Source organism: Kitasatospora sp. NPDC023120, from assembly GCF_055560835.1.
Genome location: NZ_JBVHHY010000003.1, coordinates 233,020 through 255,531 on the forward strand (window position 1 = coordinate 233,020; position 22,512 = coordinate 255,531).

The window sequence follows — 22,512 nt, forward strand, 5'->3', positions numbered from 1 at the left end:
GGTCCGTACTCTCCCGGGAGTATCCCAACTGCCGCTGCTGGTAGGACGCGTGATGAGACCCCTCGGCGGGACGCTCTAGGCACCTCGGGAACCACCCGAGGTCCTGGAGGCCCACCGCCGAGGAGATGAACGACCATGTACACGCAGCTGGCCGACTGGCACGGCCCCGGGCCGTGGATCCTGCTGGTCCCCCTGGTCTGGATCGCCGTGGTGTTCCTGGTGATCGTGGTGCTGCGCCGCACGGTCTGGCGGCGGCGCGGCTGCGGCTTCGGGTACGGCGCCGGACCCGCCGCGGAGCACCCGCTGGCCGTCCTGGGCCGCCGCTACGCGGAGGGCGACATCGACGCCGAGGAGTACCGCGCCAAGCGGGCCGTGCTCAGCGAGCCGCACCGGGACGACGCCCGGGGAGGTGGCGCCGCGTGACCACCCTCGACGTCGTACGCGGCACCGCCGCGCGGGTCGTCGACGCCGTGAAGATCCACGGCGTCGGCGGCACCGAGGTCCGGGCGCTGGACCACGTCACGGTGGAGTTCTCGGCCGGGCGCTTCACCGCGATCATGGGGCCCTCCGGCTCGGGCAAGTCCACCCTGATGCACTGCGCGGCGGGGCTGGACACGCTCACCGCCGGCAGCGCCTGGATCGGCGACACCGAGCTCGGCTCGCTCAGCGACCGGCGGCTCACGCTGCTGCGCCGGGAGCGGATCGGCTTCGTGTTCCAGGCCTTCAACCTGGTGCCCACGCTCACCGTCCGGGAGAACATCACCCTCCCGCTCGACCTGGCCGGGGCCGCCCCCGACCAGGCCTGGCTGGAGGCACTGATCGACGTCATCGGCCTCGGCGACCGGCTGCAGCACCGCCCGAGCGAGCTCTCCGGCGGCCAGCAGCAGCGGGTCGCGGTGGCCAGGGCGCTGGCCGGGCGGCCGCAGGTGGTCTTCGCCGACGAGCCCACCGGCAACCTCGACTCCCGCAGCGGCGGCGAGGTGCTCGGCCTGCTGCGCCGGGCGGTGGACGAGATGGGGCAGGCGGTGGTCATGGTCACCCACGACCCGACGGCCGCCGGCTGGGCCGACGAGGCGCTCTTCCTCGCCGACGGGCGGCTCGTCGACCGGATGGAGCGGCCCAGCGCCGGGCTGGTGCTGGACCGGATGAAGGCCTTCGAACGGGGGCGGTCATGAACGCTGTCACGCTCCGGCTCAGCCTGCGCTCGCTGCGCGCCCACAAGCGGCGACTGGCCGGCACCCTGCTGTCCATCCTGCTCGGGGTGAGCTTCCTGACCGGCACGATGGTGCTGGGCGACACCCTGCGCGCCAACTTCGACACCCTCTTCGCCGATGCCAACGCCGGCACCGACGTCGTGGTCCGCAGCGCCGACGTCCTGGACTCCCCGGGCACGGCGGGCGGGGTGCGGGCGCCGGTGGAGGCGGCGCTCGCCGACCGGCTGCACGCGATCCCGGGGGTGGCGGCCGCCGAACCGTCCGTCCAGGGCGCCGGCCAACTCATCGGCAGCGACGGCAAACCGATCGGCGGTCAGGGCCCGCCCACCCTGGCGGGCAACTGGCTCGCCGACGGCCGGCTCAACCCGTACCGGCTGGCCGAGGGCCGGGCGCCGGCCGCCCCGGGCGAGGTCGTGGTGAACCGGGGCGCGGCGAAGACGGGCGGCCTGCACCTCGGCTCGACCACCGTGCTGCGCACCCCCGATCCGGTGCCGGTCACCGTCGTCGGCATCGCCACCTTCGGGGCGAGTGCGGACGGCATGGGGCCGAGCACCTTCACCGCGATGACGTTCGCGGACGCCGAGCGTTACCTCACGCCCAAGGGCGCCGGGCAGGCCAGCACGATCCAGGTCCGCGCGGCGGGCGGGGTCTCCCAGCGGGAGCTGGTCGACCGGGTCGCCCCGCAACTGCCCTCCGGCGTCCAGGCGATCACCGGTACGGCGGCCACCCAGGAGTCCACCCAGCTGGTGTCCGGGCGGTTCCTGACCATGTTCACCACGCTGCTGCTGGTCTTCGCCGGGATCGCGCTGCTGGTGGCGACGTTCACCATCCACAACACCTTCGCCATCGTGGTCGCCCAGCGGAGCCGGGAGAACGCGCTGCTGCGGGCGCTCGGCGCGGTGCGCGGCCAGGTGCTCGGGGCGACGCTCGCGGAAGCGCTGGCGGTGGGCCTGCTCGCCTCGCTCGGCGGACTGCTGGGCGGGATCGGGGTGGCGACCGGTCTCAAGGCGCTGTTCTCGGCGCTCGGCTTCGCCCTGCCGACCGGCGGCATGGTGATCAGCGCGGCCGCCGTCCTCCTGCCGCTGCTGGTCGGGACGCTGGTCGCGGTGGGCTCGGCGCTGCTCCCGGCGGTCCGGGCCGGGCGGACGGCTCCACTGGCGGCCCTGCGGGACACCGGCGTCGACCGGGCCGCGCAGGGGCGGTCCGGCACCGTCCGGGTGGCGCTCGGCGGGCTGCTGCTCGCCGGGGGCGTGCCGGTGGCCGTCCTCGGCGCGACCGACGGCCCGTCCGTGCTGGTGACCGCGGTCGGGGCGCTGGCGGTCCTGGCGGGCACGGTGGTGCTCGGGCCGGTCGCGGCAGCCTCCGCGGTCCGGACGCTGGGGGCGCCGCTGCCGAGGCTGCGCGGGGTCTCCGGGGTACTGGCCCGGCGCAACGCGGCCCGCAACCCGCGCCGGACGGCGGCCACGGCGAGCGCGCTGATGATCGGGGTCGCGGTGGTCACGCTGTTCACCGTCTTCGGCGCCTCGATCAAGGCCACCCTGGACGACACGGTGAGCAAGTCCTTCGCGGGCGATCTCGCCGTCACCACCTCCTCGTTCGGCGCGGGCGGCAGCGGGATCAGCCCCAAGGTGGCGGACGCCCTGGCCGGTCTGCCCGAGGTGCGGCAGACCGTCGGGCTCGGGCGGGGCGTCGCCCGGATCGAAGGGCACGGGCGGACGTTGGACGTCACCGACCCGGCCCGACTGCCCGGGATCGTCGACCTCGGCCGGGTCGACGGCTCACTGGACGCTCTCGGCACCGACGGGCTGGCGGTCTCCCGCAGCGAGGCGCAGCAGCACGGCTGGCAGCTCGGACAGGCCGTCACCGTGGGCTTCACCGACGGCGCGAGCGGACCGTTCACCATCCGCGCGCTCTACGAGGGCGGCGGGCTGGCCGGGGACTACCTGATGACCAGGCAGGCCTGGGCCCCGCACCGGGGGCAGGACGCCGACACCATGGTCGCGGTCGGGCTGCGCGACGGCGTCTCGCCAGGCGCCGGCAAGGCGGCGGTCGAGAAGGCGCTGGTCCCCTTCGGTAGTCCGCAGGTGCAGGACCGGGCGGGGTACGCCGAGAGTGCGGCCTCCGGCGTCGACATGATGCTCTCGGTGGTCTACGCGCTGCTGGCGCTGGCGGTGCTGATCGCGTTGCTGGGCATCGCCAACACGCTGACGCTGGCGGTGCACGAGCGGACCAGGGAGCTGGGGCTGCTGCGGGCGGTCGGCCAGACCAGGGCTCAGTTGCGCGGCATGGTGCGCTGGGAGTCGGTGCTGGTGGCGGCGTTCGGGACGGTCGGCGGGCTGGGGCTCGGGGCCTTCCTCGGCTGGGCCCTGGTGCGAGCCTCGGACAGCGCCGGGACGGGGTCGTTCGCGATACCGCCCGCGCAGCTGGCCGTGGTCCTGACGGCCGGGCTGCTGGCGGGAGCGGTGGCGGGCCTGCGCCCGGCGGGCCGGGCGGCGCGGCTGGACGTGCTGCGGGCGATCGCGACGGAGTAGGAGGGACGGAGGAGCACAGGCGGAGGAGTAGGGATGGCGTAGGAGGAGCGTGGGCCCAGGGAGGCGGTGGTTCGCAGGGTCAGCCCGAGGCCTGGGGGAACACCTCGCGCAGCAGCGGGTCCGGCAGGCCGCGCCGGCGCCACTCGCGCGGGTAGCCCAGCGAGACCTCCTCGAAGGGCACGCCGTCGTAGCTGGTCCTGCGGGGGATGTGCAGGTGGCCGTAGATCATCGCCGCGGTGTTGAAGCGGCGGTGCCAGTCGGCGGTCAGCTCGGTGCCGCACCACTGGGCGAACTCGGGGTACCAGAGGATCTCGGTGGGGTGGCGGACCAGCGGGTAGTGGTTGACGAAGACGAGCGGGACGTCCGGGTCGCAGGCCGCCAGCCGTTCCTCGGTCAGCCGGACGCGCTCGCGGCACCAGGAGTCGCGGTCCGGGAACGGGTCCGGGTGGAGCATCCGCTCGTCCGCGCAGACGATGCCGCTCTCGTAGGCGACCGCCAGGGACTCCTCCTTGGTGGTCGTGCCCGGTGCACGGAAGGAGTAGTCGTAGAGGAGGAACAGCGGGACGATGCGGACCGGTCCGTCCGCGCCCTGCCAGACCGGGTAGGGGTCCTCGGGGGTCACCACGCCGAGCCTGCGGCAGAGCTCCACCAGGTGCTCGTAGCGGGCCACGCCGCGCAGCTGCACCGGGTCCTCGGGGTGGGTCCACAGCTCGTGGTTGCCGGGCACCCACACCACCCGGGCGAAGCGCTCGGCGAGGAGGCCGAGGGCCCACTCGATGCTGGTGGTGAGCTCGGCGACGTCACCGGCGACGAGCAGCCAGTCGTCGGGATGGGTGGGCTGCAGCTTCTCCACCAGGTCGCGGTTCTCCTGGTAGGAGATGTGCAGATCGCTCACCGCGAGCAGCCGTCCGCCCGTCGGGGCGGGCCGCGCCGGCTGTGCGTCGCTGCGGTTCTCCGTAGTCACTCCTGCCCCCTGAGGTCGCCCGGCCGATGTGGCCACCCTACGTGGCGGGCCGGGGGAGCGGGGCGGGTTGACGGGATCAGATGTTCGACGGAGGTGTCTGCCCTCGTCGGCCGTGCCTGCCTCGACGGGCGGCACCTGCGCGACCGCCGTCGCCCGCCCCGTCCGGCGTCGCCGGGGAGTTGAGGTCGGCTCAGGAGCTGAAGTCCATGAGCACACCGTGGGAGGTGGCGGTGGTGACGGCGAGGATCGCCAGCGAGGTGATGCCGAGCACCAGGCCGAGGACGGCACGTCCGCGGCGGCTGGTACCGCGGACCAGGGCCAGGGTGGCGAGGGTGATGGCGATCGGGCCCAGGACGATGTTGAAGAGCAGCAGGCCCGGGAGGCCGAGGAGGAAGGAGGCGATGGCCAGGTTGTCGGCCTCGGCGGTCTCCCGAGGGCTGACGTCCCGAAGACTGACGTCCCGAAGGCCGGCGTCCCGGCGGACGGGGTTCTGGGTGCTGGGGGTGGTGATGGTGCTCATGGCTGTGCGGGTCCTCTCTGGGGAGTGGACGCGGGTACGGTCCGGGGAGCGTCCGGTCAGCGGTGGCGCAGGCGGGCGATGCCCTCGCGGGCGCCGAAGGCGAGCAGCCAGGCGGTGATGGCGGCGGAGGCGGTGAGGAAGACCGGGAGCGAGGTGTGCGCGGCGGTACCGATCAGGACGGCCATGGCGACCAGGGCGGAGAACAGGATCACGGCTGACTCCTTCGGCTGCGGCTGTGGTAGCCCAGTTTCGGTTGACAAGTGTTCACTGACTTCGGCATCACTGTACCCCGGCTGGCCAAGTTCGGCAAACGACTGTTTACTGAATGGCGTGAGTCACACCGTAGGGGCCAGACAGGCCCAGAAGCAGCAGAGTCGGCGGGCGTTGCTGGACGCGGGGCTGCACCTGCTGGCCGATCAGAACCTGGCGAGCCTGGGCGTCCGTGAGGTCACCCGGGAGGCCGGCCTCTCCCCGGCCGCGTTCTACCGGCACTTCCCGGACCTCGCCGCGCTCGGGGTCGCGCTGGTCGAGGAGTCGCTGGCCAGCCTGCACGTCATGATCCGTTCGGTGCTCGCCGAGGCCGGCGGTGCCGAGGAGCTGATCGACCGGGCCGTGGACGTGATCGAGCGGCACGTCCGCGAGAACCGCTCGCACGTCCGCTTCCTGGCGCGCGAGCGGCACGGCGGGGTCCGGCAGGTGCGCGAGGCGATCGACGCCGAACTCGGCCGCTTCGCCGCCGAGGTGGGGGCCGCGCTGGAGTTGCAGCCGGTGTCGCGGGGGTGGAGCGAGCAAGACCTGCGGATGCTCGCCGAGCTGTACGTGGACCACATGGTGTCGACGGCCTCCGCCTTCCTGGAGGCGCAGGAGGCCGGTCCGGAGCGGGAGCGGCGGATCGCGGCCACCGCGCGCCTGCAGCTGCGCCTGATCAGCCTGGGCCGGCGGCACTGGCAGGGGGGGGCTGACCCGGTGAAGCGGGGAGCGTAGGGGCGCCCGCACGCCTGCGCGGCCGCAGGCGCGGCCCCCGTGCACCCGCGCGGCCTCCGCGCCCCGACGGCTCGGCAGCCTCCGCGCCCCGACGGCTTGATGGCCTCCGCGCCCCGACGGCTCGGTGGCCCCGGCGGGGGCGGTAACCGGCCATTGCGATCGGGATGGTTTCTGGGTCTCGCTTTGACTCTTGACAGTGGGTCATGTCCGCGACAGCTTTGGTGCACCCCCCACACGTGGACCCCCCACACCGAGAGGTCTCTCATGAAGAAGCCGCTCATAGGCATGCTCGCCACGCTCCTGGCCGCCGGGGCCACCACCCTCCTCGGCGCCTCCCCGGTCCAGGCCGCCCCCACGGCCACCGTCAACTTCGCCGGAACGGTCGCGCTCAGCAACTGCTCCGGCTCGCTGGTGCGGATGCCCGGCTCGGCCGCGAGCGACCCGGCGCTGGTGCTCTCCAACGGCCACTGCCTGGAGAGCGGCATGCCCGGCCCCGGCCAGGTGGTTCTCAACCAGCCGTCCAGCCGTTCCTTCACCCTGCTCAGCGCCACCGGCGGGCGCCTCGCCACCCTGCGCGCGACCAAGGTGGTCTACGGCGCGATGACCGACACCGACGTGTCGATCTACCAGCTGAACACCAGTTACTCCTCGATCCAGTCTCGGTACGGGATCGCCCCGCTGACCGTCGCCGCCACCCACCCCGTCCAGGGCACCTCGATCAAGGTCGTCTCCGGTTACTGGAAGAAGATCTACTCCTGCTCGGTCGACGGCTTCGCCTACCAGCTGAAGGAAGCCGACTGGACCTTCAAGGACTCGGTCCGCTACACCTCGGGCTGCGACGTGATCGGCGGCACCTCCGGCTCGCCGGTGGTCGACGCCTCCTCCGGCCAGGTGGTCGCGGTCAACAACACGATCAACGAGAACGGCGAGCGCTGCACCCTGGACAACCCCTGCGAGGTCGACCAGAGCGGCACCGTGACGGTGCGCCCGGGCATCGGCTACGCCCAGGAGACGTACGGGATCCCGGCCTGCTTCGCCGCCGGCAACCGGTTCGACCTCACCCTCCCGGGCTGCACGCTGCCCCGCCCGTAGCCGTAGCCGGACACCGCAGCCGGACACCGCAACCGGGCACCCCGCCGACTGCCAGCCATCAGCCACAGGCCACCGGCCACCAGCCACCAGCAGGGCAGTGCAACCCCAGTGACCAGCACCTTTACCGCGATGGGCCACCCGCGATGGCGGGTGGCCCATTCGGCCGTCCGCCGGGCGGCCGTCGCACCACCCGCACCGCAGAGTTGTGCCCACGAGGCGGCATTCATGTCCGTTGACCAGATGGAGAGTTGATGACCACCGCGCTGAGAAGGCTGCTGGTTTCCACCCTGCTGATACCGCTGCTCGCGTTCGGCGGCCTGGCGTCCCCGGCGCTGGCCGCCGATGCCCAGGGGGCCCAGGCGGCCGGGGCGGCCCACGGCCGGAGCCCCGCCGACGACCCGAACGCCGACATCAAGGACCGCCTCGCGGCGATCCCCGGGGTGACCATCACCGAGGAGAAGCCGACCACCACCGGTCACCGCTACTTCCTCGCCACCTACACCCAGCCGATCGACCACTTCCGCCCCTGGCTGGGCACCTTCCAGCAGCGCTTCAGCGTGCTGCACCGGGGCTACGACCGTCCGACGGTCTTCTACACCAACGGCTACACCCTGGGCACCAACCCGTCCCGCACCGAGCCCACCCGGCTGGTGGACGGCAACCAGGTCTCCATCGAGTACCGCTACTTCACCCCGTCTCGCCCGGAGCCGGCGGACTGGTCCAAGGCCGGCATCCGCCAGCAGGCCGCCGACTCGCACAAGCTGGTGACCGCGCTCAAGCGGATCTACCACCAGGAGTGGCTGTCCACCGGCGCCAGCAAGGGCGGCATGTCCTCCACCTTCTACCGCCGCTTCTACCCGGACGACGTGGCCGGCACCATCGCCTACGTCGCGCCGAACAACACCGACGTCAACGACTACGCGGCCTACACCGAGTTCTTCCGCACCGTCGGCACCCCGGAGTGCCGGGCCAAGCTGAACGCCGCCCAGCACGAGCTGCTGGTGCGGCGTGACCGCCTGGAGGCCCGCTACGTCGCCGACAACAAGGCGGCCGGCTCCACCTTCAACACCCTCGGCACCCCGGACCGCGCGTACGAGGCGGGCGTGCTGGACGTGGTCTGGGCGTTCTGGCAGTACAGCCTGGAGTCGGACTGCGCCAAGGTCCCGGTGGCCGCCACCGCGACCGACGACGAGCTGTACGCCTGGTTCGACGCCCAGTCGGGCATCACCGGCAACAGCGACCAGTCGCTGGCGAAGTACACCGCGTACTACTACCAGGCCGCCACCGAGCTGGGCGCGCCGTTCTTCGACGTCTCGTACCTCGGCGACGTGCTGCACTACGACTACAAGGAGCTCTACTCGGCCCGCAGCTATGTGCCGAAGGAGATCCCGACCGCCTTCAACCCGTACGCGATGCCGGACATCGACCGCTGGGTGAAGCGCGAGGGCGAGCGGATCATGTACGTCTACGGCGGCAACGACCCTTGGGGCGCCAAGCCGTTCCGGCTCGGCCGCGGCAGTGAGGACAGCTACGTCTACACCGTGCCCGGCGGCAACCACGGCTCCAACATCGGCAAGCTCCCCGCCGCGCAGTCAGCGGAGGCCACCGCCAAGGTGCTGGAGTGGGCCGGGCTGGGCGACCAGGACACCGCCCGTTCGCTCGCCAAGTCGCCGCAGACGGCCCCCGCCTTCGGCCCGCTGGACGTCGAGGGCCAGCGGCTGGAGCAGGAGCGCCGCCCGCTGTAACGCCTGAACGCCGTCAGGCCACCCGTGACAGGAGGCCGCCCCGCTGCCCGGGGCGGCCTCCTCCCGTTGTCCGAGCCCTGCCCGGGCCTTCTCCGAGCCCTGCCCGGGCCTTCTCCGAGCCCTGCCCGGGCCTTCTCCGAGCCCTGCCCGGGCCTTCTCCGAGCCCTGCCGGGCCGTGCGGGACCCCTCCCCGAAGAGATGAATCAGTGCTTCAATGCTTCCATGGCCTACCGACGCACGCCCGCCGTACAAGCCCGCCTGGACGCCCAGCGCGAGGCGGTGCTGCAGTCGGCGGTCGGGCTGCTCGCCGAGCGCGGCTACGGGGGCTGCACGATGGCCGCGGTGGCGGACCGCGCCGGGATCGCCACCGGAAGCCTGTACCAGCACTTCGCCAACAAGGCCGAGCTGTCGGTGCAGTTGTTCCGCCGGGTGGTCACCCGCGAGATCGACGCGGTCAACGCGGCCGTCGCCCGGCGGGACACCCCGCAGGAGCGGATCGCGGCCGTGGTCGAGACCTTCGCCGCCCGCGCCCTGCGCGCGCCCCGGCTGGCGTACGCGCTGCTGGTCGAACCGGCCGACGCGGTGGTGGACGGCGAGCGCCTGGTGTTCCGGCGGGCGTTCCGGGACGTGATCGCCACCGAGATCGCCGCCGCCGTGGCGAGCGGCGAACTGCCCGAGCAGGACCCGGTGCTGACCGCCGCGGCCCTGGTCGGCGCGGTCGGCGAGGCACTGGCCGGCCCGCTCGCGGCCACGCCCGACAACTACGAGGCCACGCCCGACGCCCACCGGGCCACGCCCCACGCCCACGGGGTCACGCCCGACGCCCACGGGGTCACGCCCGACGCCCACGGGGCCACCGATCCCCGGGGGTCCGCCGCCGAGGTGGTCCCCGCCTTGGTCTCCTTCACCCTGCGTGCCCTGGGAGGACGCGATGACAGCGACGCATGAGGTCACCAACCAGGTGCCCCTGCCGTACGGACACGACACCGCCGCCGACCCCGCCCTGCTCGCCGCCCTGGAGCGGGCCGGCGCCGGCTGGGCCGAGCCCGAGCTGCGCGAGCTGGGCCGGCTGGCCGGCTCCGAGCAGGCCGCCGAGTGGGGCCGGCTGGCCAACGAGAACCCGCCGGTGCTGCGCACCCACGACCGCTTCGGCCACCGGATCGACGAGGTCGAGTTCCACCCGTACTGGCACGAGCTGATGCGCACCGCCGTCTCGTACGGCCTGCACGCCGCGCCCTGGCGGGACGAGCGCCCCGGCGCCCACGCCGCCCGCGCCGCCAAGTTCTTCGTCTGGGGCCAGGTCGAGGCCGGCCACACCTGCCCGATCTCGATGACCTACGCCGCCGTCCCGGCGCTGCGCGCGAACCCTTCCCTGGCCGCGGAGTTGGAGCCGCTGCTGGCCGCGAGGGAGTACGACTTCGGGCTGCGCGAGCCGCGGACCAAGCGCGGGCTGATCGCCGGCATGTCGATGACCGAGAAGCAGGGCGGCTCGGACGTCCGCACCAACACCACCACCGCGGCCCCGCAGCCGGACGGCACCTACCGGATCACCGGCCACAAGTGGTTCACCTCGGCGCCGATGTCCGACCTCTTCCTGACGCTCGCCCAGGCTCCGGGCGGGCTCAGCTGCTTCGTGCTGCCGCGCATCCTCCCCGACGGCAGCCGCAACCGCCTGCAGCTGATGCGCCTCAAGGACAAGCTCGGCAACAAGTCCAACGCCTCCGCCGAGTTGGAGTACGACGGCGCGGTCGGCTGGCTGGTCGGCGAAGAGGGCCGCGGGGTGCCGACCATCATCGAGATGGTCAACATGACCCGCCTGGACTGCACCGTCGGCGCCGCCTCCGGCATGCGCTACGGCGCGACCCGGGCCGTCCACCACGCCCTGCACCGAAGGGCGTTCGGCAAGGCGCTGGTCGACCAGCCGCTGATGCGCAACGTGCTCGCCGACCTGGTGGTGGAGTCCGAGGCGGCCACGACCGTCGCGATGCGGCTCGCGCAGTCCACCGACCTCGCCCTCGCCGGGGACGAAACCGAGGCGCTGGTACGGCGGTTGGGCCTGGCGGTGGCCAAGTACTGGGTGTGCAAGCGCGGTCCGGCGCACTCCGCCGAGGCGCTGGAGTGCCTGGGCGGCAACGGCTACGTGGAGGAGTCCGGGATGCCCCGGCTCTACCGCGAGGCACCGCTGGTGTCGATCTGGGAGGGCTCCGGCAACGTCGCGGCCCTGGACGCGCTGCGCGCCATGGCCAAGCGCCCGGAGAGCGTCGAGGCCTTCCTCGGCGAGATCGACGCCGCCGCGGGCGCGGACCGCCGCCTGGACGCGGCCGTCGCCGCGCTGCGCAAGGAGCTCACCGACCTGACCGACCTGGAGTACCGCACCCGTCGGCTGGTCGAGTCGATGGCGCTGGCCTTCCAGGGCTCGCTGCTGGTCCGGTACGGCGACCCGGCGGTGGCCGACGCGTTCTGCGCGAGCCGGCTGGGCGGCGACCACGGCACGGCCTTCGGCACCCTGCCGGCCGGGGTCGACACCCGGGCGATCATCGACCGCGCCCGGCCGGTGCCGGCGTGAGCGAGTCCCAGGAGGTCCGCGCGTTCTGGCAGGCCCTGGGCCTGCCCGGGCTGATCGACGTGCACACCCACTTCATGCCGAAGAACGTCCTCGACAAGGTGTGGGCGTACTTCGACGCGGCCGGCCCGCTGGTGAACCGCCCCTGGCCGATCACCTACCGGGAGGCCGAGGAGCAGCGGGTGGGGCGGCTGCGGGAGTTCGGGGTGCGGGCGTTCACGTCCATGCTCTACCCGCACAAGCCCGGCATGGCCGGCTGGCTGAACGCCTGGGCCGCCGACTTCGCCGCCCGCACCCCGGACTGCCTGCACACCGCGACCTTCTTCCCCGAGCCCGGGGCACCCGAGTACGTGGCCCGCGCGATCGAGGACGGCGCGCGGGTGTTCAAGGCGCACCTGCAGGTCGGCGGCTACGACCCGGCGGACCGGCAGCTGGACGCGGTCTGGGGGCTGCTCACCGAGACCGGCACCCCGGTGGTCACCCACTGCGGCTCCGGGCCGGTGCCGGGCCGGTTCACCGGCCCCGGCCCGATCGGCGCGGTGCTGGAGCGGCACCCCGGGCTGGTCGTGGTGGTCGCCCACCTCGGCATGCCCGAGTACCGCGAGTTCCTCGACCTGGCCGAGCGCCACCCTGCCGTCCGGCTGGACACCACCATCGCGTTCACCGACTTCGCCGAGGTCGACGCCCCCTTCCCACGCGAGCACGTGCCGCGCCTGCGCGGGCTGCAGGACCGGATCCTGCTCGGCAGCGACTTCCCCAACATCCCGTACCGGTACATCCACCAGCTGGCGGCGCTGACCGGCCTGGGGTTGGGGGAGGAGTGGCTGCGGGCGGTCTGCCACGACAACGCGGCCGCCCTGTTCAAGCTGAGCTGACCTCAAGCTCAGCTGATCCCAAGTTGAGCCGGCCCCGAGCTCAGCTGACCACCCGCAGCACCCCCAGGGCTTCGGCGTGCAGCCCGGGCGCGGCGGTGAGGAAGCTGTCGGAGCCGGCCGTCCAGGCGGCGCCGGTGGCGTCCGTCACCGCCGCGCCCGCCTCGCTCGCGATCAGCGCGCCGGGCAGCAGGTTGCCCGCGTCGCGTCCGTACTCCCAGAACAGCGCCAGGTGCCCGGAGCCGACCTGCGCCACCTGGAGTGCGGTCGGGCCGAGGTTGCGCACCGCCGCCACCGCGCCCGCCATCGCGGACAGCGACTCGCCCGCCCGGCGCAGCGCCACGGCGTCCCCGGCGACCCCCGGCGGCTGGCTGGTGGCGGCGACGGTGATCGCCGGCTCGCGCTCCAGCGGGGCGATCGGCCGCCTGTCCAGCTCGGCCCCGCCGCCCAGCACCGCCCGGTAGGTCCGCCCGCCGTCCAGCTCCGGGGCGTGCACCACGGCCAGCAGCGCGGCGCCGTCCCGGACCAGCGTGGCGGTGACCGCCCAGTGCGGGTGGCCGAGCAGGTACTGCACCGCGCCGTCGGTCGCGTCGCAGAGCCACCACTCGCCCTCGGCGGGCACCGAACCGTCCAGCTCCTCCGGCATCCAGCCGGCCTGCGGGCGCAGCGCGGTCAGCCGCTCCCGCAGCTCGGCGGCGGCCGGGCCGTCCAGCTCGGCGAAGGCTGCCCCGGCCTCCGCGAGCGTCCGTGCCGCGACGGGCACGCCGGACCGGCGGGCCGCCAGCTTCGCGCCGACCTCGCGGACCGCGTCCTCCACACCCTGCGCCAGCGCCCACAGCTCGTCGATCACGGTGACTCCTCCCTGCTCCCGGGCCGGTCGTTCCGGCCCGCCCAGGACAAGGAGTACCGTCAGGGCTGCCGAACAGGACGCTCGAGCCGCAGAGAACGACGGGAATCGGACACTATGGACCTCTCGACTGCTGATCCGGACAGCACGCTGGACGCCCTCGACCGTCGCCTGGTCTGCGCCCTGCAGGTGGACGGACGGGCCGAGCCCGGCCGGATCGCCGAGGTGCTGGGTGTCTCCGCCCGTACGGTCACCCGCCGGCTGGCCCGGATGCGCCGGGCGGACGTGCTGCGGGTGGTCCGGATGGCCGACGTCGAGGACGCCGCGGTGGGCGCGCTGCTGCTGCGGGTCCGGGTGCTGAGCGGTCGGGTGGACGCCATCGCGCAAGCACTGGCGGACCGCTCCGACGTCCCCTTCGTCGACGTGATGCTCGGCGGCCACGAGGTCGGCGCGGTCATGCTGACCGACGCCGGCGCGCGCGACCGGCTGCTGTACGGGCAGCTGCCCGCGACCAGCGCCGTCACCGAGACCACCACCCACGCCGTGCTGCACGCCTACGCCGACGCCGGGCAGTGGCAGGCCGGCCACCTCACCGAAGCGGAGGCCGCCGCGCTCGCCCGGCCCGTCGTCCCCCGCCCCGCCGTACCCCCGCCGCTGGACGCCCTGGACCGCGCGCTGCTGGAGCGGCTGGGCGAGGACGCCCGGCAGTCCCACGCCGTCCTGGCCACGGCCGTCGGCGCGCCCGAGTCGACCGTGCGCCGCCGGCTGCACCGGCTGGACGAGCTGGGGCAGCTGCGCACCCACGCCACCGTCGACCCGCGGCTGCTCGGCATGGCGGTGGACGCCAACCTCTGGCTGGACGTGCCGCCCGGAAGGCTCGCCGAGGTCGGCACCGCACTGGCCCGCCACCCGCAGGTGCACGGCGTGTTCGCCACCAGCGGCCCGACCAACCTGCTGGCCACGCTGTTCTGCGCGGACCACGGCGAGCTGTACCGCTTCCTCACCGACACCCTCGGCCCGCTTGGAGCCGCCCGCGTCGAGACCACCATCACGGCCCGCGCGGTGAAGCGGGCGGGCGTCCTGCTCCGGCAGCCGCCGCCGCGGCGGGCACAGGCGCGTTGACCACGGGCTTTACCTATCGGGTAATCGACGCCTGCCGCCGGGCCGGGCAGGGTGGTGGCAACCCGGTGAAGCCGCCACGGCCCCGGGATCCCACCCAGACAGGAGGCGATCCGCCATGTCCGCCCACGCGAACATCCTCACCCCCGCCAGGTCGGACTCCGCCTTCTCTCCGCGGACGGTGCGCGGCGTCCTCACCCTGGACGCCCTGGCCACCTTCGGCAACGGCCTGGCCTACCTGGCCTTCTCCGGTCCGCTCGGCGAGCTGCTCGGCATCGGGCGCGCGACCCTGCTCGACATCGGGGTCTTCCTCACCCTCTACGCCGTCGCGGTCGGTGTGCTGGCGGCCCGTCGGCAGCCGCCGCGGCTGGGCGTGCGGACGGTGATCGACCTCAACCTCGTCTGGGTGGTGCTCAGCCTCGTCGCGATGGAGGTGTGGCTGGAGCCGACCACGGCCGGGCTGGTCTGGATCCCGCTGCAGGCCGCGACGGTGGGCCTGTTCGCCGTCCTGCAGTTCACCGCCCTGCGCCGCAGCGGCCGTGACGGCTGACTCCGGAGCGGGCGGGCGCTACAGCTGACGCTCCGGACCCACCGCGGACTGCAGGAACCGCACCGTCTCCGCGTCGGCCGGGAGGAAGGTCTCCATGGCCAGCTCGGAGACGGTCACGTCCAGCGGCGTGTTGAAGGTCGCGATGGTGGAGAGGAAGGAGAGCACCCGGCCGTCATGGCGGATCCGCATCGGCAGTGCGAACGGGAAGCCCTCCTCGGCCGGGTCGTCCGCGGGATGGTCGACCGGTTCGGGGTAGCCGCGGACCTCCTCGTACAGCTGCCGCAGCGGCTCGGCACGGACCAGCTCCAGCTGTCGCTCCATCCGCTCCAGCAGGTGCCGCCGCCACTGCCGCAGGTTGACGATGCGCGGCGCCAGCCCGTCCGGGTGGAGGGTGACCCGGATCGCGTTCAGCGGCGGCTGCAGCAGGTGCGGGGCGACCCCGTCCAGGAGCAGCGCGAGCGAGCGATTGGCCGCCAGCACCCGGAAGCTCCCGTCCACGACCACCGCCGGGTACGGGTCGTGGGCGGCCAGCAGCCGTTCCATGCCGCCGCGCAGCGCGTCCATCGAGGGGTCGTCCAGCGGCGTCTCGGGGTAGGCGGGGGCGTAGCCGGCAGCGAGCAGCAGGGTGTTGCGCTCGCGTACCGGGACGTCCAGCTGCTCGGCCAGCCGCAGCACCAGCTCCCGGCTAGGGCGGGAGCGGCCGTTCTCGACGAAGCTGAGGTGGCGGGCGGAGGAGTCCGCCCGCAGGGCCAGTTGCAGCTGGCTGAGCTGCCGTCGTTCCCGCCAGCCGCGCAGCAGCGGGCCGACTCCGGTTCCCGTCGGGCTGCCCATGCCTGCCATGATCGTCATGGACCGGGACGGTACTCGAACGGGCCGGTCCGCGGAACGGGGCGTCGTGAGGGACTCCGGGAGGGGCGGGGATCCGGGGGAGCCGAGGGATCAGACGCCGGTGGTGGAACCCGGCCGGATGACCATGAGCACCACGACCACGGCCCACAGCAGGTTGAACACCCCGGCCGTCATCGGCAGCAGGCGCAGGCCGTTGACGGCCTTGGCGCGCTGCTCGTCCGCCGGGTCGAGGGCGAGCGCGTCCACGGCGGCCTGCTGGCCGGGGAGCACGAAGAGCAGCAGTGCGAGCGCGGCGACCGCGGTCAGCACCATCGAGACGATCACCCAGGACTGGCCCATCACGTCCATCACCTGGGCCAGGCCGATGCCCAGCACCGGCACCGCGACCCCCAGCAGCGCGTAGAGCTGGGTGATCCGGTGCAGGACGCGCAGCACGCCCGCGTCGGAGGCCTGGTCCGGTCCGCCGGCCAGCGCGGCCTTCGCCCGGCGCGGGAACATGCTGACGGCCACCGCGACCGGGCCTATGAACAGGACCGACACGAGGACGTGCAGGCTCAGCAGGAACTTGGCCATGGCGGGGCACCCTTTGGGATCCGGTGGGCAGTTGGGGTCCGCGGGCGCGCGCGGTCGGCGCGCCCACGACCAGGCACGCTAACACCGCTTATCCACCGGCCCCGCGCGCGGGTGCCTCCAGCCCCGTGGCCCGACCGTCCTACGGCTCGACAGCCCGACAGCCCGACGGCCCGACGGCCCGACAGCCCGACAGCCCGACGGCCCGACGGCCCGACAGCCCGACAGCCCGACAGCCCGACAGCCCGACGGCCCGACGGCCCTACGGCTACGGCTCGACGATCCGCGGCGGGGCGGTGCTGACCGCCGCGACGGCGGCGCCGTGCTCGGGGGCGGTCCAGTCGATCAGGTGCAGATCCTCGTAGCGGCTGCGCAGCGGGGCGCCGGGCGGTACGTCCAGCGGCAGGGCGGACAGGTCGATCCCGCCGAGGGTGTCCAGGGTGGCCCGCCCGATCTTGATCAGGGACTCCTTGCGCACCCACTGCCGCAGGAACGCCCGGTCCGGCTCCGGGGCCGCCTCGACCGCGGCGAGCTCGGCCGGGGTGAGCACCCGGCGGGCGACCGAGTTCAGCGAGCCGCCCCGGCCGGCGAGCTCGACGTCCACGCCGATCGGCTGGTGGCCGGCGCCCGCGGCGACCACGCCCCGGGTGTGTGACAGGCTCACGTGCACCCCGGGGTGGTCCGGTAGGTACGGCTTGCCGTGATCGGCGAGCCCGCAGTCCGGGCACTGCTGGGCGAGCACCAGGCCGGCTGCCGGAACGCCGAGCAGCCGGGCGGCGCAGAGCCGGACCAGCAGGTGCCCGGCGGTGAAGTCGGCCCGCCCGGACTCGTGCCGGAAGCGCGCGGCGCGCTCCTGCTCGAGGGCGGTCAGCAGGTGCTCGCCCGTTTCGGGGTGCCGCAGTACGGCGTCGGCGGACGCGACGGCGACGAGCGGCGCGCTCTGGTCGGCGGTCGGCGCGGGGGCCTCGGTGGTCATGACTCCAACCTAGCTCCAACCCCGGCCCCGGTCGGAGGGGAGCTTCGCCTCCCTCGCCTCTCGCCTCTCTCGCCGACCGGGCGTTCCGGGTATTCCGGACGTTCCGGATGTTCCGGGGGCTCGGCGCGGCGGCGGGATGAACTTCGGACGCGATCTGATGAACTATATGGTGTTAATAGTCCGATTTGGGGTTGGATATCCCGGATCTGTGGGATCGACAGCAGATATCACGGAACGCGGCAGGTCGTCCGAGGCCTGCCTTTTCTTATGCACGGAGGAATTGTCGATGGGTCAGGCCACCGGTTCGCCGGATCACAGAACGACCGCCGTGAGGACGCCGGCCACCCGCGGTCGCCGGGCCGTCCGGATGGCGGTGGCGACCGCCGTCGCCGCGCTGCCGCTGGCCGCCGTGCTGACGGTCGGTTCGGCAGCGCCGCTGGCCCCGCCGCTGGGTGGCTGCACCGGACCCGACTGCCCCGCCACCAGGCCGACGCCGCCGCACAACGGCGACTTCGCCGGCAGGGACGCCGGCATCAACGTCTTCACCGGCGGCGACTGCACGGTGAACGGCCGCGCCGCCGAGGCCGAGGGCAAAATCGTCACGCTGGGGAAGCTGACCGTCGACAAGAACGGCGGCGGCGTCTACAACATGGGCGTCGTCGGCGTCGGCTCGCGCGTCGTGCCGCCCAACGGCAGCGACTTCGTGACCACCGGCGGCACCATCGACGTCAAGTCCGGCAACAGAATCCTGATCGGCGGCAGCGACTCGCACGGCCCGGCCTTCGGCAACCTGCGCCACGCGGGCAGCGTCACCGGCACCGTCAGCATCGACCCCACCGGGCAGTCGATCCAGGACTCCAACGCCGCCGCGCCCTACCGGACGATGCTGACCCGGATCGAGGAGGTCTCCGACTGCGTGGGGCGGGCCACCGCGACCGGCACCGTCGACATCTCCTTCGGCACGGCGACCTTCACCGGCGACGGGGTCAGCATGAAGCAGGTCTTCAACGTCACCCGGAACCTCGCCTCGTCCAACGGCGGGCAGATCGGCCTGGCCTTCAACAACATCCCGGCCGGTGCCACCGTCGTGGTCAACGTGCTCGGCGACAACCCGATCATCAACACCTACACGGGCACCGGGCTGGCGGGCGACCAGACCACCGGGATGCGCTCGAAGCTGCTGTACAACTTCCCGACCGCGACCTCGGCCCAGCTCCTTGGCAGCGCCCAGTTCCAGGGCTCGGTCATGGCGGGCAACCCGGGCGGCACCACGACCATCGCCCAGGCGGGCCTGAACGGGCGGGTGTACCTCGCGGGCAACCTGATCCACACGGGAACGGGCGGCTACGAGATCCACAGCTACCCGTTCGACGGGGACCTGCCGGAGTGCACGGTGACGCCGAGCCCGTCGCCGACCTCGTCCTCGCCGTCGCCGTCGCCGTCGCCGACGTCGCCGTCTCCGACCGAGAAACCGACGTCGCCGTCCCCGACCCCGACGTCCCCCACCCCCACCTCGCCGTCTCCGACCTCGAAACCGACGTCACCGTCCCCGAGTCACCACCACTCGCCGTCCGCCAGTGCGTCGTCCCCGAGTCACCACTACTCGCCGTCCGCCAGTGCGTGGTCCCCGAGCCACCACTACTCGCCGTCCGCCAGTGCGTCGACCTCGAGCGCGGGTCCGGCTCCGACCAGCCACCACCCGACCAAGCAGTCGACCGGTCACCACCCCGGCGGCGGTGAGCTGCCCTCGACCGGCGCGGGCAATGCCCCGGTGGTCTTCGGCCTGGCGGGCGTCGGCCTGCTCGGCCTCGGCGGTCTCGCCGTGATGGCCGCCCGCCGTCGCGGCCGCCACGGCTGAGCGGCTGAACACCTGACGAGCCGAACGCCCGAAGAGCCGAACACCTGAAGAGCCGAACACCTGAAGAGCCGAACACCTGAAGAGCCGAACACCTGAAGAGCCGAACACCTGAAGAGCCGAACGCCTGAACAGGTGAACGGCTGACCGACGGCCCAGGCCGCCCGAGTCGATCGGACCGGGCGGCCCGCGTCGTACCCGGGCCCGGTCCTGCCGTCCTACCGCCCTGCCGGGTAGTCCGCGAGCCCCGAGGCGAGCAGGTCGAAGGCCCGTTCCACCGTCGCCTCGATCCGGGGCCGCACCTCCTCGGCCGGTTCGCCGGCCACCATGGCCCGCCGGATCTCGCCGAGTACTGCCCGGTGGGCGCCCGCGACGGCTCCGGCCAGCACGCGGGGGAGCGGGTCGTCCGGGGCGGCTCCCGACTCCTCCGCCAGGGCGGCGGCCAGCGCCGCCTCGGCCCGTTCGCCGAGTTCCAGCAGCCGGGCCCGCAGCGCCGGGCTGTCGGTGACGATCCGCCAGAAGGTCGCGATCCCCGGGTCCAGTCCGACGGTCGGCTCCCCGTCCGCGACCGCGGCCAGCAGGTCGGCCCGGACGGCGTCCACGGCGGAGCTGCCGGGCGGGCGGCGGCGGACCACCTCGGCCAGGTGGGCGACCACGGCGTCCTGCCGGTCGAAGAACAGGTCCTCCTTGGTCGGGAAGTAGTTGAAGACCGTGTTCGGCGAGACTCCGGCGGCCCGGGCCACCTCGACCACGGTGACCTGGTCGAACCCGCGCTCGGCGAACAGGCCCATGGCGGTGTCGGCCAGGAGGTCCCGGGTCTGCTGCTTCTTGAGTTCGCGAAGTCCCATGGCGGGATCCTATGCCGAAATCATGATGTCGCACCAAACTTGAAGTGACTCCAAAAATATCGGCTACGGTGGTGGCATGACCTTCACCTTCGGCATCTACCCCGGCGGACTGCTCGGCGACGAAACCGGCATCCTCGCTCCCGTCCGCCCCGACGATCCTGCGCTGATCACCGAGGCTCTACGCGAACTCCAGGGCGAGGCACCCGAGTTCCTGGTCCGCGCCTACCGCTCGTACGCCGATCCCGGGCACGCCCCCGCCCGGCCCGAGCAGTACGCCGTCGAAGGGCGCAAGCTCGACCTGGTGCTCCAGTACCGCGACCGCAGCGGGGAGTTGGCGGGCTGGCTGGACTTCGTCCGGCACGCGGTCCGGACCGAGGGCCACCGGGTCGCGCTGCTCCAGATCTGCGAGGAGCCCAACCTCGACCTGCCGCCCGTGGACGGCAGCATCCCGAACGTCCGCCGGGCGCTGGTCGCGGGCGTGGTCGCGGCCAAGGAGGAGGCGCTGGCCTGCGGGTACGGCGAGTTGGCCGTCGGCTTCAACGCGGTGCCGTCCTTCGACCCCGCGGACACCTTCTGGTCCGGGCTCGGAGAGCTCGCCGACGAGCGCTTCCACCGCGCCCTGGACTACGTCGGCCTGGACTTCTTTCCGGACGTCTTCCGGCCGGTACCGCCGGATCAACTCGCCGACGCCGTACGGGCGGTGGTCACCGGCTTCCGTCGGGACTCGCTGCCCAGGGCCGGCATCGGGCCCGCCGTCCCGCTGCGGATCTGCGAGAACGGGTGGCCCACCGGCCCCGGGCGGAGCGAGGCGCGGCAGGCCGAGGTGGTGGAGGAGCTGGTCCGGACGGTCGCCGGGCTGGCCGACGAACTCACCGTCACCGGTTACGAGTTCTTCGCCCTGCGCGACGCCGACAGCGCGGGCCCGGGGCTGTTCCACCACTTCGGCCTGCTGCGCGACGACTACTCGCGCAAACCGGCCTTCGAGACCTACCGGAAGCTGGTCGCCGAACTGGCCCGCTAGGGTCCGTCCACGGGACCCGTCCGGCGGATCTTGCCGGACAGGCCCCCGTCGGACGGCGGGCGGCTTCCGGTCAGGTCACCTCGCCCCGGCGGGAGAAGCGCTCCGCCCGCCACTCGCCGCTCGCCAGCACCTCGGCCAGCTGCCGGGCGGCGTCCCAGACCTCGGTGTACGAGAGGTAGAGCGGGGTGAAGCCGAAGCGCATCAGGTCCGGCGCGCGGAAGTCGCCGATCACGCCGCGCTCGATCAGCGCCTGCACCACCGGGTAGCCGTCGGCGTGGCGCAGGGCGACCTGGCTGCCGCGCCGGGCGTGCTCGCGCGGGGTCACCACCTCGATCCCGTCCAGGCCCTCGGTCAGCGAGATGAACAGGTCCGTGAGCGCCAGGCTCTTCGTCCGGACCTCCGCGAGGTCGGCCCGCTCCCAGACGTCCAGCGAGGCGCCGAGGGCGGCCTGGCCGAGCAGCGAGGGCGAGCTGGTCAGGAAGCGGCCGATGCCCGGCTTGGGGTCGTACCCGGGCTCGAAGGCGAACGGGCGGGCGTGCCCGAACCAGCCGCTCAGCGGCTGCAGCGGACCGGCCGCCAGGTGCCGCTCGGCGACGTACAGGAAGGCCGGCGAGCCGGGTCCGCCGTTCAGGTACTTGTAGGTGCAGCCGATCGCGAAGTCCGCGTCGGAGGCGCCGAGTTCGACCGGCAGGGCGCCCACCGCGTGGCACACGTCCCAGATCATCAGCGCGCCCGCGGCCTGCACCCGGGCGGTGATCCCGGGCATGTCCAGCAGCTCGCCGGTGCGGTAGTCCACGTGCGAGAGGACGACCGCGGCGACGTCGCCGTCCAGGTGTCGGTCCAGCTCCTCCGGACGGATCAGTACGCTGCGTGCGCCCTCGACCAGGCCGGCCACGCCCTCGGCGATGTACAGGTCGGTCGGGAAGGCCTCGACGTCGCCGAGCAGCGTGCCGCGGCCCGGGCGCAGCCGCAGCGCGGCGGACAGCACCTTGAACAGGTTCACCGAGGTGGTGTCGCAGACGACGACCTCGGCCGGATCGGCGCCGATCAGCGGCGCGATCCGCTGCCCGAGCCGGTACGGCTGCTCGAACCAGCCGGCGTCGTTCCAGCTGCGGATCAGCTCCCGGCCCCACTCCTCCTCGACCACCTGGCGCACCCGCTCCGGCGTGCGCACCGGCAGCGCGCCCAGCGAGTTGCCGTCCAGGTAGATCACCCCGTCCGGCAGGGCGAACTCCTTGCGGAACGCCGCCAGCGGGTCGACGGCGTCCAGCGCCTCGCACTCCTCGCGCGTGATCATGCCCATCTCTCCCTTGTCGCTCCTGCTCACCGCTCGCCTGCTCACCGCTCGCCCGCTCACCGCTGGTCCCGTCGAAGCCGCTCCCGTCGAAGCCG

General features: G+C 73.4%; 22 protein-coding genes. 13 read left to right on the plus strand and 9 right to left on the minus strand.

Annotated features, from left to right (window positions below):
- Positions 1-135: 135 nt before the first annotated feature.
- From ACZ3TI_RS05960 to ACZ3TI_RS05970, 3 genes are read left to right on the plus strand one after another with little or no spacing between them, the layout of a single operon-like run.
- Positions 136-423, plus strand: coding sequence for an SHOCT domain-containing protein (locus tag ACZ3TI_RS05960; protein ID WP_465723822.1), 288 nt, complete (start codon positions 136-138; stop codon positions 421-423).
- Complete coding sequence (locus ACZ3TI_RS05965; protein ID WP_465723823.1) at positions 420-1,175, plus strand: ABC transporter ATP-binding protein; 756 nt, start codon at positions 420-422, stop codon at positions 1,173-1,175. The genes ACZ3TI_RS05960 and ACZ3TI_RS05965 overlap by 4 nt, the downstream gene beginning before the upstream one ends.
- Complete coding sequence (locus tag ACZ3TI_RS05970; RefSeq protein ID WP_465723825.1) at positions 1,172-3,745, plus strand: ABC transporter permease; 2,574 nt, start codon at positions 1,172-1,174, stop codon at positions 3,743-3,745. The genes ACZ3TI_RS05965 and ACZ3TI_RS05970 overlap by 4 nt, the downstream gene beginning before the upstream one ends.
- 79 nt (positions 3,746-3,824) lie before the next feature.
- On the opposite strand, the gene ACZ3TI_RS05975 is transcribed toward ACZ3TI_RS05970, so the two are convergent.
- From ACZ3TI_RS05975 to ACZ3TI_RS05985, 3 genes are all read right to left on the minus strand, one after another.
- The gene (locus tag ACZ3TI_RS05975) at positions 3,825-4,709 is read right to left on the minus strand and encodes a metallophosphoesterase family protein (protein ID WP_465723827.1); all 885 of its coding nucleotides are present in this window, start codon (positions 4,707-4,709) and stop codon (positions 3,825-3,827) included.
- Between the two features lie 190 nt (positions 4,710-4,899).
- Complete coding sequence (locus ACZ3TI_RS05980) at positions 4,900-5,229, minus strand: hypothetical protein (RefSeq protein ID WP_465723829.1); 330 nt, start codon at positions 5,227-5,229, stop codon at positions 4,900-4,902.
- Between the two features lie 56 nt (positions 5,230-5,285).
- Positions 5,286-5,441: a hypothetical protein gene (locus tag ACZ3TI_RS05985; protein ID WP_465723831.1), complete on the minus strand. Its 156-nt coding sequence runs from the start codon at positions 5,439-5,441 to the stop codon at positions 5,286-5,288.
- 118 nt (positions 5,442-5,559) lie between these two features.
- Here ACZ3TI_RS05985 and ACZ3TI_RS05990 point away from each other — a divergent pair, with 118 nt between their 5' ends.
- From ACZ3TI_RS05990 to ACZ3TI_RS06015, 6 genes are all read left to right on the plus strand, one after another.
- Complete coding sequence (locus ACZ3TI_RS05990) at positions 5,560-6,213, plus strand: TetR family transcriptional regulator (RefSeq protein ID WP_465723833.1); 654 nt, start codon at positions 5,560-5,562, stop codon at positions 6,211-6,213.
- Positions 6,214-6,477: 264 nt separating this feature from the next.
- Positions 6,478-7,305: a S1 family peptidase gene (locus tag ACZ3TI_RS05995; RefSeq protein WP_465723835.1), complete on the plus strand. Its 828-nt coding sequence runs from the start codon at positions 6,478-6,480 to the stop codon at positions 7,303-7,305.
- A gap of 251 nt (positions 7,306-7,556) precedes the next feature.
- Positions 7,557-9,050 carry a S28 family serine protease gene (locus ACZ3TI_RS06000; protein ID WP_465723837.1) on the plus strand — a complete coding sequence of 498 codons (1,494 nt, stop codon included), beginning with the start codon at positions 7,557-7,559 and terminating at the stop codon, positions 9,048-9,050.
- Positions 9,051-9,272: 222 nt separating this feature from the next.
- Positions 9,273-9,998 carry a TetR/AcrR family transcriptional regulator gene (locus ACZ3TI_RS06005; protein ID WP_465723839.1) on the plus strand — a complete coding sequence of 242 codons (726 nt, stop codon included), beginning with the start codon at positions 9,273-9,275 and terminating at the stop codon, positions 9,996-9,998.
- Positions 9,982-11,616 carry an acyl-CoA dehydrogenase family protein gene (locus ACZ3TI_RS06010; RefSeq protein ID WP_465723841.1) on the plus strand — a complete coding sequence of 545 codons (1,635 nt, stop codon included), beginning with the start codon at positions 9,982-9,984 and terminating at the stop codon, positions 11,614-11,616. Before ACZ3TI_RS06005 ends, ACZ3TI_RS06010 begins: the two co-directional genes overlap by 17 nt.
- Positions 11,613-12,488 (plus strand): amidohydrolase family protein, encoded by an 876-nt coding sequence (locus ACZ3TI_RS06015; RefSeq protein WP_465723843.1) that lies wholly within the window; start codon positions 11,613-11,615, stop codon positions 12,486-12,488. Before ACZ3TI_RS06010 ends, ACZ3TI_RS06015 begins: the two co-directional genes overlap by 4 nt.
- 40 nt (positions 12,489-12,528) lie before the next feature.
- Here ACZ3TI_RS06015 and ACZ3TI_RS06020 read toward each other — a convergent pair whose 3' ends face one another.
- Positions 12,529-13,335, minus strand: a complete 807-nt coding sequence (locus tag ACZ3TI_RS06020; RefSeq protein WP_465723846.1) for an inositol monophosphatase family protein — start codon at positions 13,333-13,335, stop codon at positions 12,529-12,531.
- A gap of 114 nt (positions 13,336-13,449) precedes the next feature.
- Here ACZ3TI_RS06020 and ACZ3TI_RS06025 point away from each other — a divergent pair, with 114 nt between their 5' ends.
- The gene (locus ACZ3TI_RS06025; RefSeq protein WP_465723848.1) at positions 13,450-14,454 is read left to right on the plus strand and encodes an Lrp/AsnC family transcriptional regulator; all 1,005 of its coding nucleotides are present in this window, start codon (positions 13,450-13,452) and stop codon (positions 14,452-14,454) included.
- Between the two features lie 115 nt (positions 14,455-14,569).
- The gene (locus ACZ3TI_RS06030) at positions 14,570-15,001 is read left to right on the plus strand and encodes a hypothetical protein (protein WP_465723850.1); all 432 of its coding nucleotides are present in this window, start codon (positions 14,570-14,572) and stop codon (positions 14,999-15,001) included.
- Positions 15,002-15,019: 18 nt separating this feature from the next.
- On the opposite strand, the gene ACZ3TI_RS06035 is transcribed toward ACZ3TI_RS06030, so the two are convergent.
- The 3 genes from ACZ3TI_RS06035 to ACZ3TI_RS06045 all read right to left on the minus strand — a co-directional run bounded on the left by ACZ3TI_RS06035 (position 15,020) and on the right by ACZ3TI_RS06045 (position 17,396).
- Positions 15,020-15,850: a helix-turn-helix domain-containing protein gene (locus ACZ3TI_RS06035; RefSeq protein WP_465723852.1), complete on the minus strand. Its 831-nt coding sequence runs from the start codon at positions 15,848-15,850 to the stop codon at positions 15,020-15,022.
- A gap of 90 nt (positions 15,851-15,940) precedes the next feature.
- Complete coding sequence (locus ACZ3TI_RS06040) at positions 15,941-16,423, minus strand: DUF2269 family protein (RefSeq protein ID WP_465723854.1); 483 nt, start codon at positions 16,421-16,423, stop codon at positions 15,941-15,943.
- Positions 16,424-16,688: 265 nt separating this feature from the next.
- Positions 16,689-17,396, minus strand: a complete 708-nt coding sequence (locus tag ACZ3TI_RS06045) for a 4'-phosphopantetheinyl transferase family protein (RefSeq protein ID WP_465723856.1) — start codon at positions 17,394-17,396, stop codon at positions 16,689-16,691.
- Positions 17,397-17,724: 328 nt separating this feature from the next.
- Here ACZ3TI_RS06045 and ACZ3TI_RS06050 point away from each other — a divergent pair, with 328 nt between their 5' ends.
- Positions 17,725-19,254 carry a choice-of-anchor A family protein gene (locus ACZ3TI_RS06050; protein WP_465723858.1) on the plus strand — a complete coding sequence of 510 codons (1,530 nt, stop codon included), beginning with the start codon at positions 17,725-17,727 and terminating at the stop codon, positions 19,252-19,254.
- A 215-nt stretch (positions 19,255-19,469) separates the two neighbouring features.
- Here the strand turns inward: ACZ3TI_RS06050 and ACZ3TI_RS06055 are convergent, their stop codons facing one another.
- Positions 19,470-20,099 carry a TetR/AcrR family transcriptional regulator gene (locus tag ACZ3TI_RS06055; protein WP_465723860.1) on the minus strand — a complete coding sequence of 210 codons (630 nt, stop codon included), beginning with the start codon at positions 20,097-20,099 and terminating at the stop codon, positions 19,470-19,472.
- Between the two features lie 76 nt (positions 20,100-20,175).
- On the opposite strand from ACZ3TI_RS06055, the gene ACZ3TI_RS06060 reads away from it, so the two are divergent.
- Positions 20,176-21,120: a hypothetical protein gene (locus ACZ3TI_RS06060; protein ID WP_465723862.1), complete on the plus strand. Its 945-nt coding sequence runs from the start codon at positions 20,176-20,178 to the stop codon at positions 21,118-21,120.
- Positions 21,121-21,190: 70 nt separating this feature from the next.
- Here ACZ3TI_RS06060 and kynU read toward each other — a convergent pair whose 3' ends face one another.
- On the minus strand, positions 21,191-22,417 hold the full coding sequence (kynU, locus tag ACZ3TI_RS06065) for a kynureninase (RefSeq protein ID WP_465723864.1): 1,227 nt from the start codon (positions 22,415-22,417) through the stop codon (positions 21,191-21,193).
- Positions 22,418-22,512 lie beyond the last annotated feature (95 nt).